The sequence below is a fragment of the Streptomyces hebeiensis genome (genome assembly GCF_052983195.1).
Map to the genome: position 1 here is coordinate 3,037,956 of NZ_CM129812.1, position 12,971 is coordinate 3,050,926.

17 protein-coding genes are annotated in these 12,971 nt (G+C 69.6%); 1 reads left to right on the forward strand and 16 read right to left on the reverse strand.

The genetic code is table 11. The annotated features are described in order from the left end of the window. Positions 1 to 105: 105 nt before the first annotated feature. Positions 106 to 1,725, reverse strand: a complete 1,620-nt coding sequence (locus ACU6P3_RS13140) for an ABC-F family ATP-binding cassette domain-containing protein (protein WP_447197289.1) — start codon at positions 1,723 to 1,725, stop codon at positions 106 to 108. 94 nt (positions 1,726 to 1,819) lie between these two features. Between ACU6P3_RS13140 and ACU6P3_RS13145 the strand changes: the two genes are divergently transcribed. Then, complete coding sequence (locus ACU6P3_RS13145; protein ID WP_447197290.1) at positions 1,820 to 2,821, forward strand: hypothetical protein; 1,002 nt, start codon at positions 1,820 to 1,822, stop codon at positions 2,819 to 2,821. Positions 2,822 to 2,951: 130 nt separating this feature from the next. On the opposite strand, the gene truA is transcribed toward ACU6P3_RS13145, so the two are convergent. The 15 genes from truA to rplF all read right to left on the reverse strand — a co-directional run bounded on the left by truA (position 2,952) and on the right by rplF (position 12,964). After that, positions 2,952 to 3,839 (reverse strand): tRNA pseudouridine(38-40) synthase TruA, encoded by an 888-nt coding sequence (truA, locus tag ACU6P3_RS13150; protein ID WP_447197291.1) that lies wholly within the window; start codon positions 3,837 to 3,839, stop codon positions 2,952 to 2,954. A 98-nt stretch (positions 3,840 to 3,937) separates the two neighbouring features. Further along, a complete protein-coding gene (gene rplQ, locus ACU6P3_RS13155) occupies positions 3,938 to 4,468 on the reverse strand; it encodes a 50S ribosomal protein L17 (RefSeq protein ID WP_447197292.1) in 531 nt (176 codons plus the stop codon). Between the two features lie 104 nt (positions 4,469 to 4,572). Continuing rightward, complete coding sequence (locus ACU6P3_RS13160) at positions 4,573 to 5,595, reverse strand: DNA-directed RNA polymerase subunit alpha (protein ID WP_003956430.1); 1,023 nt, start codon at positions 5,593 to 5,595, stop codon at positions 4,573 to 4,575. A gap of 228 nt (positions 5,596 to 5,823) precedes the next feature. Continuing rightward, complete coding sequence (gene rpsK / locus ACU6P3_RS13165) at positions 5,824 to 6,228, reverse strand: 30S ribosomal protein S11 (RefSeq protein WP_003948617.1); 405 nt, start codon at positions 6,226 to 6,228, stop codon at positions 5,824 to 5,826. A gap of 66 nt (positions 6,229 to 6,294) precedes the next feature. Then, entirely contained in the window at positions 6,295 to 6,675 is a 381-nt protein-coding gene (gene rpsM / locus ACU6P3_RS13170; protein WP_447197293.1) for a 30S ribosomal protein S13, read from the reverse strand. A 212-nt stretch (positions 6,676 to 6,887) separates the two neighbouring features. Beyond that, positions 6,888 to 7,001, reverse strand: a complete 114-nt coding sequence (gene rpmJ, locus ACU6P3_RS13175) for a 50S ribosomal protein L36 (RefSeq protein WP_003956441.1) — start codon at positions 6,999 to 7,001, stop codon at positions 6,888 to 6,890. Positions 7,002 to 7,059: 58 nt separating this feature from the next. Continuing rightward, positions 7,060 to 7,281, reverse strand: coding sequence for a translation initiation factor IF-1 (gene infA, locus ACU6P3_RS13180; RefSeq protein WP_003956442.1), 222 nt, complete (start codon positions 7,279 to 7,281; stop codon positions 7,060 to 7,062). A 203-nt stretch (positions 7,282 to 7,484) separates the two neighbouring features. Then, entirely contained in the window at positions 7,485 to 8,321 is an 837-nt protein-coding gene (gene map / locus ACU6P3_RS13185) for a type I methionyl aminopeptidase (RefSeq protein WP_447197877.1), read from the reverse strand. 166 nt (positions 8,322 to 8,487) lie between these two features. After that, the gene (locus ACU6P3_RS13190) at positions 8,488 to 9,156 is read right to left on the reverse strand and encodes an adenylate kinase (protein ID WP_447197294.1); all 669 of its coding nucleotides are present in this window, start codon (positions 9,154 to 9,156) and stop codon (positions 8,488 to 8,490) included. Then, positions 9,156 to 10,475: a preprotein translocase subunit SecY gene (gene secY / locus ACU6P3_RS13195; RefSeq protein ID WP_030742226.1), complete on the reverse strand. Its 1,320-nt coding sequence runs from the start codon at positions 10,473 to 10,475 to the stop codon at positions 9,156 to 9,158. The genes ACU6P3_RS13190 and secY overlap by 1 nt, the downstream gene beginning before the upstream one ends. A 274-nt stretch (positions 10,476 to 10,749) precedes the next feature. Continuing rightward, positions 10,750 to 11,205, reverse strand: a complete 456-nt coding sequence (gene rplO, locus ACU6P3_RS13200) for a 50S ribosomal protein L15 (RefSeq protein ID WP_344276900.1) — start codon at positions 11,203 to 11,205, stop codon at positions 10,750 to 10,752. Between the two features lies 1 nt (position 11,206). Further along, on the reverse strand, positions 11,207 to 11,389 hold the full coding sequence (gene rpmD / locus ACU6P3_RS13205; protein ID WP_030742219.1) for a 50S ribosomal protein L30: 183 nt from the start codon (positions 11,387 to 11,389) through the stop codon (positions 11,207 to 11,209). Further along, entirely contained in the window at positions 11,389 to 11,991 is a 603-nt protein-coding gene (gene rpsE, locus ACU6P3_RS13210; RefSeq protein ID WP_030742217.1) for a 30S ribosomal protein S5, read from the reverse strand. The genes rpmD and rpsE overlap by 1 nt, the downstream gene beginning before the upstream one ends. Before the next feature lie 46 nt (positions 11,992 to 12,037). Next, positions 12,038 to 12,421, reverse strand: coding sequence for a 50S ribosomal protein L18 (gene rplR / locus ACU6P3_RS13215; protein ID WP_030742215.1), 384 nt, complete (start codon positions 12,419 to 12,421; stop codon positions 12,038 to 12,040). A 3-nt stretch (positions 12,422 to 12,424) separates the two neighbouring features. After that, positions 12,425 to 12,964 carry a 50S ribosomal protein L6 gene (gene rplF / locus ACU6P3_RS13220; RefSeq protein WP_030742213.1) on the reverse strand — a complete coding sequence of 180 codons (540 nt, stop codon included), beginning with the start codon at positions 12,962 to 12,964 and terminating at the stop codon, positions 12,425 to 12,427. Positions 12,965 to 12,971 lie beyond the last annotated feature (7 nt).

Genomic DNA, 12,971 nt, shown 5'->3' on the forward strand with positions numbered 1-12,971 from the left:
GCGGGCCCGGGCCCGCCGCGCGGGCGCGACTCCGGCCACGCGCCGGCGCGACTCCGGCCACGGAAGGTTACACGCGATTACGAACGGTTACGAGCCCGACGCCTCCTACCGCTCGCGCACCACCCTCCGCTCGTCCCACACCGGCTCCGTCGCCTCCCGGACCACCCCGTCCGAGCCGAACACCAGATACCGGTCGAACGAACGAGCGAACCAGCGGTCGTGCGTCACCGCGAGGACCGTCCCCTCGTACGCCTCCAGGCCGTCCTGCAACGCCTCCGCCGACTCCAGGTCCAGGTTGTCCGTCGGCTCGTCCAGCAGCAGCGCCGTCGTGCCCGCCAGCTCCAGCAGCAGGATCTGGAACCGGGCCTGCTGCCCGCCCGACAGCTTGTCGAAGCGCTGGTCGCCCTGGCCCGCCAGCTCGTACCGGCGCAGCGCGCTCATCGCGGCGCCCCGGTCCCGGGCGTGCTCGGTCCAGAGGATGTCCACCAGCGCCCGGCCCAGCAGTTCCGGGTGGGCGTGCGTCTGCGCGAAGTGTCCGGGTACCACCCGCGCGCCCAGCTTCCACGCCCCGGTATGGGCGACGTCCTCCCCCGCCAGCAGCCGCAGGAAGTGCGACTTCCCCGAGCCGTTCGAGCCCAGCACCGCCACCCGCTCGCCGTAGAAGATCTCCAGCGAGAACGGCTTCATCAGGCCGGTCAGCTCCAGATCCACGCAGGTCACGGCCCGTACGCCGGTACGGCCACCGCGCAGCCGCATGGTGATCTCCTGCTCGCGCGGCGGCTCCGGCGGCGGGCCCGCCTCCTCGAACTTGCGCAGCCGGGTCTGCGCCGCCGCGTACCGCGACGCCATCTCGTGGCTGACCGAGGCCGCCTGCCGCAGGTCCAGCACCAGCCGCTTGAGCTGCGCGTGCTTCTCCTCCCAGCGCCGCTTCAGCTCCTCGAACCGGGCGAACCGCTCCCGGCGCGCCTCGTGGTACGTACGGAACCCGCCACCGTGCACCCACACGTCCGATCCGGCGGGGCCCGGCTCCACGCTGACGATCTTCTCGGCGGCGCCGGCCAGCAGCTCCCGGTCGTGCGAGATGAACAGGACCGTCTTACGGGTCTGGCGCAGCCGCTCCTCCAGCCACCGCTTGCCGGGGACGTCCAGATAGTTGTCCGGCTCGTCCAGCAGCAGCACCTCGTCCGGCCCGCGCAGCAGCGCCTCCAGCACCAGCCGCTTCTGCTCACCGCCGCTCAGCGTGCGCACCTGGCGCCACTGGGCCTTCTCGTACGGGACGCCGAGCGCCGCCGTCGTGCACATGTCCCAGAGCGTCTCGGCCTCGTAGCCGCGCGCCTCGGCCCAGTCGCTGAGCGCCTGCGCGTACGCCATCTGCGCGGCCTCGTCGTCGACCGTCATGATCGCGTGCTCGGCCTCGTCCACGGCGGCCGCGGCCTCGCGCAGTCGCGGCTGTGCGACGGAGACCAGCAGGTCGCGGACCGTGCGCTCGTCCCGTACCGACCCCACGAACTGGGGCATCACCCCGAGCCCGCCGCTGACCGTGACCGTGCCGCCGTGCGGGCGCAACTCCCCCGCGATCAGCCGCAGCAATGTCGTCTTGCCCGCGCCGTTGGCCCCGACGAGCGCGACGACGGAGCCCTCTCCGACCCGGAACGAGGCATCGGCGAGCAGCACCCTCCCGTCGGGCAGGTAGTACTCCAGGTGCGCGGCCTCCACATGTCCCATGCCCGCATTGTGGGGGCGACAGGGCCGTGGCGCCCAACCGGTTTCCTCTCCCATGGGGCGCGGGGCACGCCCCGGCGGCCTTAAACTGCGCGGCATGAGCTTTGGGCAAGGGGGGCCCTCCTGGGGCGGCCCCGGTTCTCCAGGAGATGACCCGTACGGACCGGGCCCCTACGGCCGGCAGACTTCCTACGGGCAGCGGGATCCTTCCTACGGGCAGCAGGATCCTTACGGCCAGGACCCGTTCACCTCGCGCGACACCTACGAACCGCGCGATGCGCACAACACCCCGGACTGGGCCGCGATGGCCGACGCCACCGCGCAACGCACCCGCCGCAAGCGCTGGATGCTGATCGGCGGCGGCGCGCTCGCGACCGTCACCGTCGCCGCGATCGTGGCCACCGCCGTGGTGTCCACGAACGAGGGCGGCAAGAACCGGGCCACCGGCGCGAACGGCGGCGAACTGCCCACGGCGGGCGAGGTACTGCCCGACGAGAGCGGCGCCTCCGGGCCCGCCTTCCCCTCCGCCGACCCGCTTCCCCCGCCGAACCCGAAGGACTTCGTCTCCAGCGCGGACAAGGACAGGGCCCCGATCGGTGCCCACACGCTCTACCCCGGCCGGAAGCTCACCATGGGCGGGCGCGCCTACGACAAGGGCCCGACGACGACCACCACCAACTGCGCGGCGGCCGCCCAGGGTTCGCTCGGCTCCATCCTCGCCGCCAACAGCTGCGACGAGGTCATACGCGCCACGTACAGCAAGGACGGGGTCGCCGTCACCGTCGGAGTCGCGCTCTTCCCCCAGGAGGCGCAGGCGCTGAAGGCCAAGGACCAGGCGAACGGCGGCATCGCCTCCCTGTCCGGCGAGGGCGTGCCGACCTTCTGCCGGGCGCCCTCGGTCTGCCGCAGGACCACCAACTCCTACGGCCGGTACGTGTACTTCACGGTGGCCGGCTGGACCAGCGGCAGGAACGTCACGACCTCGGACAAGCCGGTCTTCACGGCCGGTGACGACCTCGCCGAGTTCACGTTCCGTCAGATCGTGGCCCGCGGCGAGGCGCAGGCGTCCGCGGCGGCGACGGCTCCGGTGAGCCGGTAGCGGCCACGGGCGGGGCGTCGGCCGCGACGGCCCGCGCGGAGGAGCCGTACGCGGAAGCGGCATACGCCGATACGCCGAAAGGCACGCGCGGGACCGTACCGCCCCCACCCGGGGCCGGGCCTGCGGCCGGTCAGCAGCAGCCCGGTCCCGGCCCGCCGCCCAGCGTCCGCTTGTTGCGCGCCTCCCGGTTGCGCGCCGCCAGCAGGTCGTCCGCCGGGTAGCCGACCTCCTCCAGCGTCAGCCCGTGCGGCCGTACGACGTGGACCGCCGAGTCCCGCACCCCCGCCGCCAGCACCTTCGCCGGCCAGTCCACCGGCCGGTGCCCGTCCCCCACGAACAGCAGCGCGCCGACCAGCGAGCGCACCATGTTGTGGCAGAAGGCGTCGGCCCGCACGGTCGCGGTGATCACCCCGTGCGCGTCCCGCTCCCACTCCAGCCGCTGGAGCGTGCGGATGGTCGTGGCACCGTCGCGCTTCTTGCAGTACGCCGCGAAGTCGTGCTCCCCGAGCAGCCCCGCCGACGCCGCGTTCATGGCCGCGACGTCCAGCGGCCAGTCGTGCCAGAGCACGTGGCCGCGCAGCAGCGGGTCGACCCCGCCCGGCTGGTCCACCACCCGGTACGCGTAGCGCCGCCAGACGGCCGAGAACCGGGCGTCGAAGCCCGCCGGTGCCTCGGCGACGCGCCAGACGCGTACGTCGTGGCCCAGCCGCCCCGCGAGCCGCCTCAGCAGCTTCTCGCGGTGCTCGGCCCAGACGTCCTCGGGCAGGTCGACGTGGGCCACCTGGCCGCGCGCGTGCACACCCGCGTCGGTGCGGCCCGCGACGGTCAGCTCGTAGCGGCGCGAGGACCGCGTCACCGTACGCAGCGCGTCCTCGATCTCCCCCTGGACCGTGCGCCGGCTGGTCTGCCGGGCCCAGCCGGAGAAGTCCCTGCCGTCGTAGCCGAGGTCCAGCCGCACCCGGACGTGCCCGGCCGCCGGGCCGTGAACGCCGACGTTCACCTCGTGCACCTCGTCCACCTCGTGGCTCCTTTCACGGCGAAACGGGCCCGCCCCCGTGAGGGAGCGGGCCCGTCCGTCAGCCGTCGGTTCGATACCGGTCAGGCGTCCTGGAACGCTCAGGCGTCCTTGGACCCGGCCGCGTCCTTGGCGTCCTCGGCGTCGGCCTTCGCCTCGGCCGGAGCGGCGTCCTCGACGGTCTCGGCCGGAGCCTCGTCCTTCTTGAGGGCGTCTTCCTTGACCGCGCGCTTCGTCGCGGCCTCGGCCTCACCGGTGGCCTGCTGGGCCACGGTCAGGGCCTCGACCAGCTCGATGACCGCCATCGGGGCGTTGTCGCCGCGACGGTTGCCGATCTTGGTGATGCGCGTGTAACCACCGGGGCGGTTCTCGTAGCGCGGAGCGATCTCGGTGAAGAGCGTGTGCACGACGCTCTTGTCCGTGATCGACCGCAGCACCTGGCGACGGTTGTGGATGTCGCCCTTCTTCGCCTTGGTGATGAAGCGCTCCGCGACGGGGCGCAGGCGGCGGGCCTTCGCCTCGGTCGTGGTGATGCGACCGTGCTCGAAGAGCGCCTTCGCGAGGTTCGCGAGGAGCAGCTTCTCGTGCGCGGCGCCGCCGCCCAGACGGGCACCCTTGGTGGGCTTCGGCATGGGTGTGACTCCTTCGTATCTGCACCGGCCGTATCAGGTACCGGTGTCAGTTCCCGGACGGGCGATTACCCGACGGAACCCGGAGCTGACGCTCCGGAGGTGTTTCAGTACTGCTCGGTCTCCACGAAGCCCGCGTCCGCGTCGTCGTCCGCGCCGAACGCGTCCGCCGCGGCCGTGGGGTCGAATCCGGGCGGGCTGTCCTTGAGCGCCAGGCCCATGCCGGCCAGCTTCGCCTTGACCTCGTCGATCGACTTCGCACCGAAGTTGCGGATGTCGAGCAGGTCGGCCTCGGAACGCGCCACCAGCTCACCCACGGAGTGGATGCCCTCGCGCTTGAGGCAGTTGTACGAGCGGACCGTGAGCTCCAGCTCCTCGATCGGCAGCGCCAGGTCGGCGGCGAGCGCGGCGTCCGTCGGCGACGGGCCCATGTCGATGCCCTCGGCGTCGATGTTGAGCTCGCGCGCCAGACCGAACAGCTCGACCAGCGTCTTGCCCGCGGACGCCATGGCGTCGCGCGGCCGCATGGCCTGCTTGGTCTCGACGTCGACGATCAGCTTGTCGAAGTCGGTGCGCTGCTCGACACGGGTCGCCTCGACCTTGTACGTGACCTTGAGCACCGGGGAGTAGATGGAGTCGACCGGGATACGGCCGATCTCCTGGCCCACCTGCTTGTTCTGGACGGCGGAGACATAGCCGCGACCGCGCTCGACGGTCAGCTCCATCTCCAGCTTGCCCTTGCCGTTCAGGGTGGCGAGGACGAGGTCCGGGTTGTGGACCTCGACGCCGGCCGGCGGGGCGATGTCGGCGGCGGTGACCAGACCCGGGCCCTGCTTGCGCAGGTACATCACGACCGGCTCGTCGTGCTCCGAGGAGACGACCAGCTGCTTGATGTTGAGGATCAGGTCGGTGACGTCCTCCTTGACGCCCGGCACGGTGGTGAACTCGTGCAGGACCCCGTCGATCCGGATGCTGGTGACGGCGGCACCGGGGATCGAGGAGAGGAGCGTACGGCGGAGAGAGTTGCCGAGCGTGTAGCCGAAGCCGGGCTCCAGCGGCTCGATCACGAACCGGGAGCGGTATTCGTCGACGACCTCTTCGGTCAACGACGGACGCTGAGCGATAAGCATGGTGCGGTCCTCCAGTCTTGGCACCCGCTATTTGATGCCAACGGAAACAAGGGTACGGGCGGCACGGCACCGAAGCGCCGAGCCGCCCGCGAGCCGTTCCCCTCCGGCCAGGAAGGGGGCGGCGGAGTCGGACGCGGCGGCGCTTCGGCGGCCGGCACCCGTACTGCGGTCATGTGGGGGACGACCCCCACACCCCCAGCCGGACACCCCGCCGAAGCGGGCCGGACGTCAGACGCGGCGGCGCTTCGGCGGCCGGCACCCGTTGTGCGGGGTGGGGGTGACGTCCTGGATCGAGCCCACCTCCAGGCCGGTGGCCTGGAGCGAGCGGATCGCGGTCTCACGGCCGGAGCCGGGACCCTTGACGAAGACGTCGACCTTGCGCATGCCGTGCTCCTGCGCGCGGCGGGCGGCCGACTCGGCGGCCATCTGCGCGGCGAAGGGGGTGGACTTGCGCGAGCCCTTGAAGCCGACGTGGCCGGCCGAGGCCCAGGAGATCACGTTGCCCGTGGGGTCGGTGATCGAGACGATCGTGTTGTTGAACGTGCTCTTGATGTGGGCGTGCCCGTGAGCGACGTTCTTCTTTTCCTTGCGGCGCACCTTCTTGGCTGCGCCCTGACGGCCCTTAGGAGGCATGTCTTTACTCCTGCGTGGAGGTGGTCGGTCCTACAGCGAAGACCGCTGGTGGCGTGTCGCTGAGGACTACTTCTTGCCCGGCTTCTTCTTACCGGCGATGGCGCGACGCGGACCCTTGCGGGTACGGGCGTTCGTGCTGGTGCGCTGACCGTGCACCGGCAGGCCGCGGCGGTGACGCAGACCCTGGTAGCAGCCGATCTCGACCTTGCGGCGGATGTCGGCGGCGATCTCGCGACGGAGGTCACCCTCGGTCTTGAGGTTCGCGTCCACGTACTCGCGGATCTTGACGAGGTCTTCCTCGGCGAGGTCGCGGACCCGGGTGTTCGGGTTCACGCCGGTGGCGGCGAGGGTCTCCTTGGACCGGGTGCGCCCGATACCGAAGACGTAGGTGAGGGCGACCTCGACGCGCTTGTCGCGCGGGAGGTCAACGCCTGCGAGGCGTGCCATTCATGGCTCCTGGGATTGATTCGGAGGTCTTCCGCAGTCTCTGTCCCGGGGACCGTGCCGGGCGCCCGAAGCGTGAACGGGACGGGACCGGTGGCCCGGGTCTCCGGCCTCCGCCGGAGGTGTCGACCGCCGGTGTACGGCTGTCGGACACTGCGTATTTACGATGTTGCTCGCGTCGCGCGAAGTTCTGCTGAAGGCAGGCGGTACGTGCGTCAGCCCTGGCGCTGCTTGTGGCGCAGGTTGTCGCAGATGACCATGACCCGGCCGTGGCGGCGGATCACCTTGCACTTGTCGCAGATCTTCTTGACGCTCGGCTTGACCTTCATGGGATTGAGGTTCTCCGGGTCAGTGCGGACGCCCCCCGCGAGGGGACGTCGGCAAGATCTACTTGTATCGGTAGACGATCCGGCCACGCGTCAGGTCGTACGGAGAGAGCTCCACCACGACCCGGTCATCGGGGAGGATCCGGATGTAGTGCATCCGCATCTTGCCGCTGATGTGCGCGAGGACCTTGTGACCGTTCTGGAGCTCCACCTTGAACATGGCGTTCGGGAGGGACTCGATCACGGTGCCCTCAATTTCGATGGCACCTTGCTTCTTGGCCACGCTTCGCCCTTCGAATCGGCTACCTTGATCGACTCCGGCAGCCGCATACGGACATACGGGTACACCAGAACCGACGCGTCAGTCTACGGCAGCACACTCGAAAAGACGAATCAGGGAAGTGTGCCCAGCGCGGTAGATCCTTATGCGGACGACTCCCGGCATGCGGACGACTCTCCCGGCCCGGTACGCCGGCGGGGCGCGCCCTAGGCCAGCGGGTCCGGCGCCGCCGTCACGCCCAGCTCCGCCAGCCTGGCCCTGCCGCCGTCCGGCGCGGTGAGCACCAGCGGGCCCTCCTCCGTGAGTGCCACTGAATGCTCCCAGTGCGAGGACCAGGAGCCGTCGGTCGTGACGACCGTCCACTCGTCCGCCAGCACCTTCGTCTTCGCCGTACCGAGCGAGATCATGGGCTCGATGGCCAGGCAGAGGCCCGGGACCAGGCGCGGGCCCTTGCCGCGCTTGCGGGTGACGTAGTTCAGCAGGTGCGGGTCCATGTGCATCTGGGAGCCGATGCCGTGGCCGCCGTACTCCTCGATGATCCCGTACTTGCCGCCGCCCGGGCGCGGCTGGCGGCGGACGTACGTCTCGATGGCACGGGAGACGTCCACCAGCCGGTTGCCGCCCCGCATGGCCGCGATGCCGGCCCACATCGACTCCTCGGTCACCCGGGACAGCTCGACCAGTTCCGGGGCGTGGCCGGAGCCGACGAACGCGGTGAAGGCCGCGTCGCCGTGCCAGCCGTCGATGATGGCGCCGGCGTCGACGGAGATGATGTCGCCGTCCTTGAGCACCGTCTCGTCGTCCGGGATGCCGTGCACGACGACCTCGTTGACCGAGGTGCAGATGGTCGCGGGGAAGCCGCCGTAGCCGAGGAAGTTCGGCTTCGCGCCGTGGTCGGCCAGCACCTTGCGGGCGACCTGGTCCAGGTCCCTGGTGGTGGCGCCCGGCACGGCGGCCTCCGCGGTGGCCGCGTGCACGGCGGCGACGACCAGTCCCGCCTCGCGCATCTTCGCGATCTGCTCGGGAGTCTTGATCTCCACCATGCCCATGTCTGTGCCTTCCACCTTCTACGGCGACCAGGACGCCCCGGTAGGGCGTCACGCTTTGGCCAAGACTACGGCCGTGACGCCTGTCGAGGCGTCACGGCCGTAGTCGTTCGTACGCGGATGCTTCGCGCGTGCGCCGCCGGGCCCCCGGCCCCGCGGCTCCTTACTTCTGCTGCGCGGTCCCGGCCCGCTCCAGCGCCGCCATCGCGCGCTCGGTCACCTCGGTGACCTTGCCGAGCGCGGAGATGGTGACCACCAAGCCCTGGGCCTTGTAGTGGTCGATGATCGGCTCGGTCTGCGTGTGGTAGACCTCCAGCCGGGTCCGTACGGTCGCCTCGGAGTCGTCGTCCCGCTGGTACAGCTCACCGCCGCAGACGTCGCAGACGCCCGGCTCCTTGGGCGGGCTGTACGACTCGTGGAAGACGTGCGCGCTGTTCTTCCGGCAGATGCGGCGGCCCGCGATCCGCTTGACGACCTCGTCCTCGGGGACCTCCAGGTCGAGCACCGCGTCCAGGTGCACACCGTCGGCGGCCAGCGCCCGGTCCAGCGCCTCGGCCTGCGAGACGTTGCGCGGGAAGCCGTCCAGGAGGAAGCCGTTCTCCGCGTCGGGCTGGGCCATACGGTCCTGCGCCATCGCGATGGTGACCTCGTCGGGCACCAGGTTCCCGGCGTCCATGTACGCCTTCGCCTGCTTGCCGAGGGGCGTTCCCTGGCTGATGTTGGCGCGGAAGAGGTCACCCGTGGAGATGTGCGGGATCGACAGGTTCTTGGCGAGGTACGCGGCCTGCGTTCCCTTGCCGGCACCGGGCGGTCCGACGAGGACGATTCGCATCAGCGGAGGAACCCTTCATAGTTGCGCTGCTGAAGCTGGCTCTCGATCTGCTTCACGGTCTCCAGACCCACACCCACGATGATCAGGATGCTCGTCCCGCCGAACGGGAAGTTCTGGTTCGCACCGCCGAAGCCCGCCAACGCCATCGTCGGGACAAGAGCGATCAGCCCCAGGTACAGCGAGCCCGGCCAAGTGATCCTGTTGAGCACGTAGCTCAGGTACTCGGCGGTCGGCCGACCTGCCCGGATACCCGGGATGAAGCCACCATACTTCTTCATGTTGTCCGCGACTTCTTCGGGGTTGAACGAGATGGCCACGTAGAAGAACGCGAAGAAAACGATCAGGAGGAAGTACGAGGCGATGTAGTACGGGTGATCGCCCTTGACGAAGTGCGCCTCGATCCAGGTCTTCCAGCCGGCGTTCGTGTTGGAGAACTGCGCGACCAGGGCCGGGATGTAGAGCAGGGACGACGCGAAGATGACCGGGATCACACCCGCCTGGTTGACCTTGAGCGGGATGTAGGTCGAGGTGCCGCCGTAGGAGCGGCGGCCGATCATGCGCTTCGCGTACTGGACGGGGATCCTGCGCTGGGCCTGCTCGACGAAGACCACCAGCGCCACCATGACGAAGCCGATCAGGATGACCGTGCCGAACTCGATCCAGCCCTTGGCGAGCGTGCCGCTCTGCTTGATGGCCCACAGGGCGCCGGGGAAGCCGGCCGCGATCGAGATGAACATCAGGATGGACATGCCGTTGCCGATGCCGCGGTCGGTGATCAGCTCACCGAGCCACATGACGGCCGCGGTGCCCGCGGTCATGGTGATCACCATGGTGACGGTGACGAAGATCGACTGGTCGGGGACGATCTCCGAGGCCACCGGGCAGCCACTGAACAGCGCGCCGCTGCGGGCGGTGGCGACCAGGCCGGTGCCCTGGAGCACCGCGAGGGCCACCGTCAGGTAACGGGTGTACTGGGTGATCTTGGCCTGGCCGGACTGCCCCTCCTTCTTGAGGGCCTCCAGTCGCGGGATGACCACGGTCAGCAGCTGGAGGATGATGCTCGCGGTGATGTACGGCATGATGCCGAGCGCGAAGATCGTGATCTGGAGCAGCGCCCCGCCGCTGAACATGTTCACGAGGCCGAACAGGCTGTTGTTGCCCTTCTGGGCCGCGTCGACACAGATCTGGACGTTCTCGTAACTCACACCGGGGACCGGGACATGCGCCCCGAGCCGGTAGAGCACGATGATGCCCAGCGTGAAGAGCAGCTTCTTGCGCAGGTCGGGCGTCTTGAACGCCCGGGCGAACGCGGTGAGCACGGTGCCTCCTGCGACCCCCGCGCTGTCGCGTCAGAGGTGACGGTCTTGAGGTTCGACGGATACGGAACAAGCGGAACCGCGCGGCGAAACCTTGCGGACGCGCCGCGCGGCGGGGGTCCGGGGGCGAACCCCCGGTCCGGAGGCGAGCCTCCGGCTTCATTACAGCAACAATGCACGCCACCTTACCGGCGACAGTGCCCCCCTAGGAACGACCAACCGGGGATGCCCCGATTGAGAGGCATCCCCGGTCGGATGTTCAAGCCATCGAGTTGTCTCAGACGAGCTCGGTGACGGTACCGCCGGCGGCGGTGATCTTCTCCTTGGCGGAGCCGGACACGGCGTCGACCGACACCTGCACCGCGACGGAGATCTCGCCCTGGCCCAGGACCTTGACGAGGCTGTTCTTGCGCACCGCGCCCTTGGCGACCAGGTCGGCCACCGTGACCTCGCCCCCTTCGGGGTAGAGGCTCGCGAGCTTGTCCAGGTTCACCACCTGGTACTCGGTGCGGAACGGGTTCTTGAAGCCCTTGAGCTTCGGGAGCCGCATGTGGAGGGGCATCTGCCCACCCTCGAAGCGCTCCGGAACCTGGTAACGGGCCTTGGTGCCCTTAGTGCCACGACCTGCGGTCTTACCCTTGGACGCCTCACCACGACCGACACGGGTCTTGGCGGTCTTGGCGCCCGGGGCAGGACGGAGGTTGTGGACGCGCAGCGGCTTGCTCTCCGCCATGTCAGTCGACCTCCTCAACCGTCACGAGGTGGCGGACGGTGTGCACCATGCCGCGGAACTCGGGGCGGTCCTCCTTGACAACCACGTCGTCGACCCTCTTCAGGCCGAGCGTCCGCAGGGTGTCGCGGTGGTTCTGCTTGCTGCCGATGTACGACTTCGTCTGCGTGATCTTGAGGCGGGCCATTACGCACCCGCTCCCGCACGCGCACGGAGCAGTGCCGCGGGGGCCACGTCCTCCAGCGGCAGACCGCGGCGGGCCGCGATCTCCTCGGGACGCTGGAGACCCCGGAGGGCCTCGACCGTCGCGTGCACGATGTTGATCGCGTTGTCCGAGCCGAGCGACTTCGACAGGATGTCGTGCACGCCCGCGCACTCGAGCACGGCACGCACCGGGCCACCGGCGATGACGCCGGTACCGGGGGAAGCCGGCTTGAGCAGGACGACGCCCGCGGCCTTCTCGCCCTGGATCGGGTGCGGGATGGTGCCCTGGATACGCGGCACCTTGAAGAAGTGCTTCTTGGCCTCCTCAACGCCCTTGGCGATGGCGGCCGGCACCTCCTTCGCCTTGCCGTACCCGACACCCACGGTGCCGTCACCGTCGCCCACCACGACCAGCGCGGTGAAGCTGAAGCGACGACCACCCTTCACGACCTTGGCGACGCGGTTGATCGCGACGACGCGCTCGACGTAAGCGGTCTTCTCGGCGGCAGCGCCACCGTCGCGACCCTTCCGGTCCCGCCGCTCGCCGCCACCGGCGCCGCTGCCGCGGCGCTGGGGTCCAGCCATTGGATTTACCTCTCTCTGTTACGTCCGCTGTGCGTGGGAGCCGGGACTAGAACTTCAGCCCGGCTTCGCGGGCGGCGTCAGCCAGAGCGGCAATCCGCCCTGCGTACTGGTTACCACCGCGGTCGAACACGACGGCCTCGACGCCCGCCGCCTTGGCACGCTCGGCGACCAGGGAGCCGACCTGCTTGGCCTGGGCGCTCTTGTCGCCCTCGCCACCGCGGATCGAGGTGTCCAGGGTGGACGCCGACGCGAGCGTGTGGCCCGCGATGTCGTCGATGACCTGGGCGACCATGTGGCGGTTCGAGCGCGTCACGACCAGACGAGGCCGCTCCGGCGTACCCGAGACCTTCTTGCGGACGCGGATGTGACGGCGCTTGATGGCAGCGGCCTTGTAGGCCTTGCCCTTGGCAATCTTCACACCGTATGCCATGGCTTACTTACCCGCCTTTCCGACCTTGCGGCGGATGACCTCGCCGGCGTACTTGACACCCTTGGCCTTGTACGGGTCGGGCTTCCGCAGCTTGCGGATGTTCGCGGCGACCTCGCCGACCTTCTGCTTGTCGATGCCCTCGACCGAGAACTTCGTGGGCGACTCGACCTTGAAGGAGATGCCCTCGGGGGCCTCGACCAGGATCGGGTGGCTGTAGCCCAGGGAGAACTCCAGGTTGGAGCCCTTGGCCTGGACGCGGTAACCGACACCGCTGATCTCGAGTGCCTTCGTGTATCCCGTGGTCACGCCGGTGATCATGTTCGCCACCAGCGTGCGGGACAGGCCGTGCAGGGCCTTGTTCTGACGCTCGTCGTTCGGGCGGGAGACCTTGAGCAGGCCGTCCTCGTCCTTGGAGACCTCGATCGGCGCGGCGACGGTGTGCGAGAGGGAACCCTTGGGGCCCTTCACCGCGACCGTGCGGCCGTCGATGGTGACGTCCACACCAGCGGGAACCTGGATGGGGAGCTTGCCGATTCGCGACATGAGCTTT

Excerpts from the sequence above, each read along its gene's own strand:
- map (WP_447197877.1), bottom strand. The coding sequence starts at position 8,321 with ATGGTGGAGATCAAGACTCCCGAGCAGATCGCGAAGATGCGCGAGGCG.
- rplF (WP_030742213.1), bottom strand. The coding sequence starts at position 12,964 with ATGTCGCGAATCGGCAAGCTCCCCATCCAGGTTCCCGCTGGTGTGGAC.
- rplO (WP_344276900.1), bottom strand. The coding sequence starts at position 11,205 with ATGGCGGAGAGCAAGCCGCTGCGCGTCCACAACCTCCGTCCTGCCCCG.
- rpsK (WP_003948617.1), bottom strand. The coding sequence starts at position 6,228 with ATGCCTCCTAAGGGCCGTCAGGGCGCAGCCAAGAAGGTGCGCCGCAAG.
- ACU6P3_RS13160 (WP_003956430.1), bottom strand. The coding sequence starts at position 5,595 with ATGCTTATCGCTCAGCGTCCGTCGTTGACCGAAGAGGTCGTCGACGAA.
- rpmD (WP_030742219.1), bottom strand. The coding sequence starts at position 11,389 with ATGGCCCGCCTCAAGATCACGCAGACGAAGTCGTACATCGGCAGCAAG.
- ACU6P3_RS13145 (WP_447197290.1), top strand. The coding sequence starts at position 1,820 with ATGAGCTTTGGGCAAGGGGGGCCCTCCTGGGGCGGCCCCGGTTCTCCA.
- rplQ (WP_447197292.1), bottom strand. The coding sequence starts at position 4,468 with ATGCCGAAGCCCACCAAGGGTGCCCGTCTGGGCGGCGGCGCCGCGCAC.
- ACU6P3_RS13140 (WP_447197289.1), bottom strand. The coding sequence starts at position 1,725 with ATGGGACATGTGGAGGCCGCGCACCTGGAGTACTACCTGCCCGACGGG.
- rpmJ (WP_003956441.1), bottom strand. The coding sequence starts at position 7,001 with ATGAAGGTCAAGCCGAGCGTCAAGAAGATCTGCGACAAGTGCAAGGTG.
- rpsE (WP_030742217.1), bottom strand. The coding sequence starts at position 11,991 with ATGGCTGGACCCCAGCGCCGCGGCAGCGGCGCCGGTGGCGGCGAGCGG.
- rpsM (WP_447197293.1), bottom strand. The coding sequence starts at position 6,675 with ATGGCACGCCTCGCAGGCGTTGACCTCCCGCGCGACAAGCGCGTCGAG.
- rplR (WP_030742215.1), bottom strand. The coding sequence starts at position 12,421 with ATGGCATACGGTGTGAAGATTGCCAAGGGCAAGGCCTACAAGGCCGCT.
- ACU6P3_RS13190 (WP_447197294.1), bottom strand. The coding sequence starts at position 9,156 with ATGCGAATCGTCCTCGTCGGACCGCCCGGTGCCGGCAAGGGAACGCAG.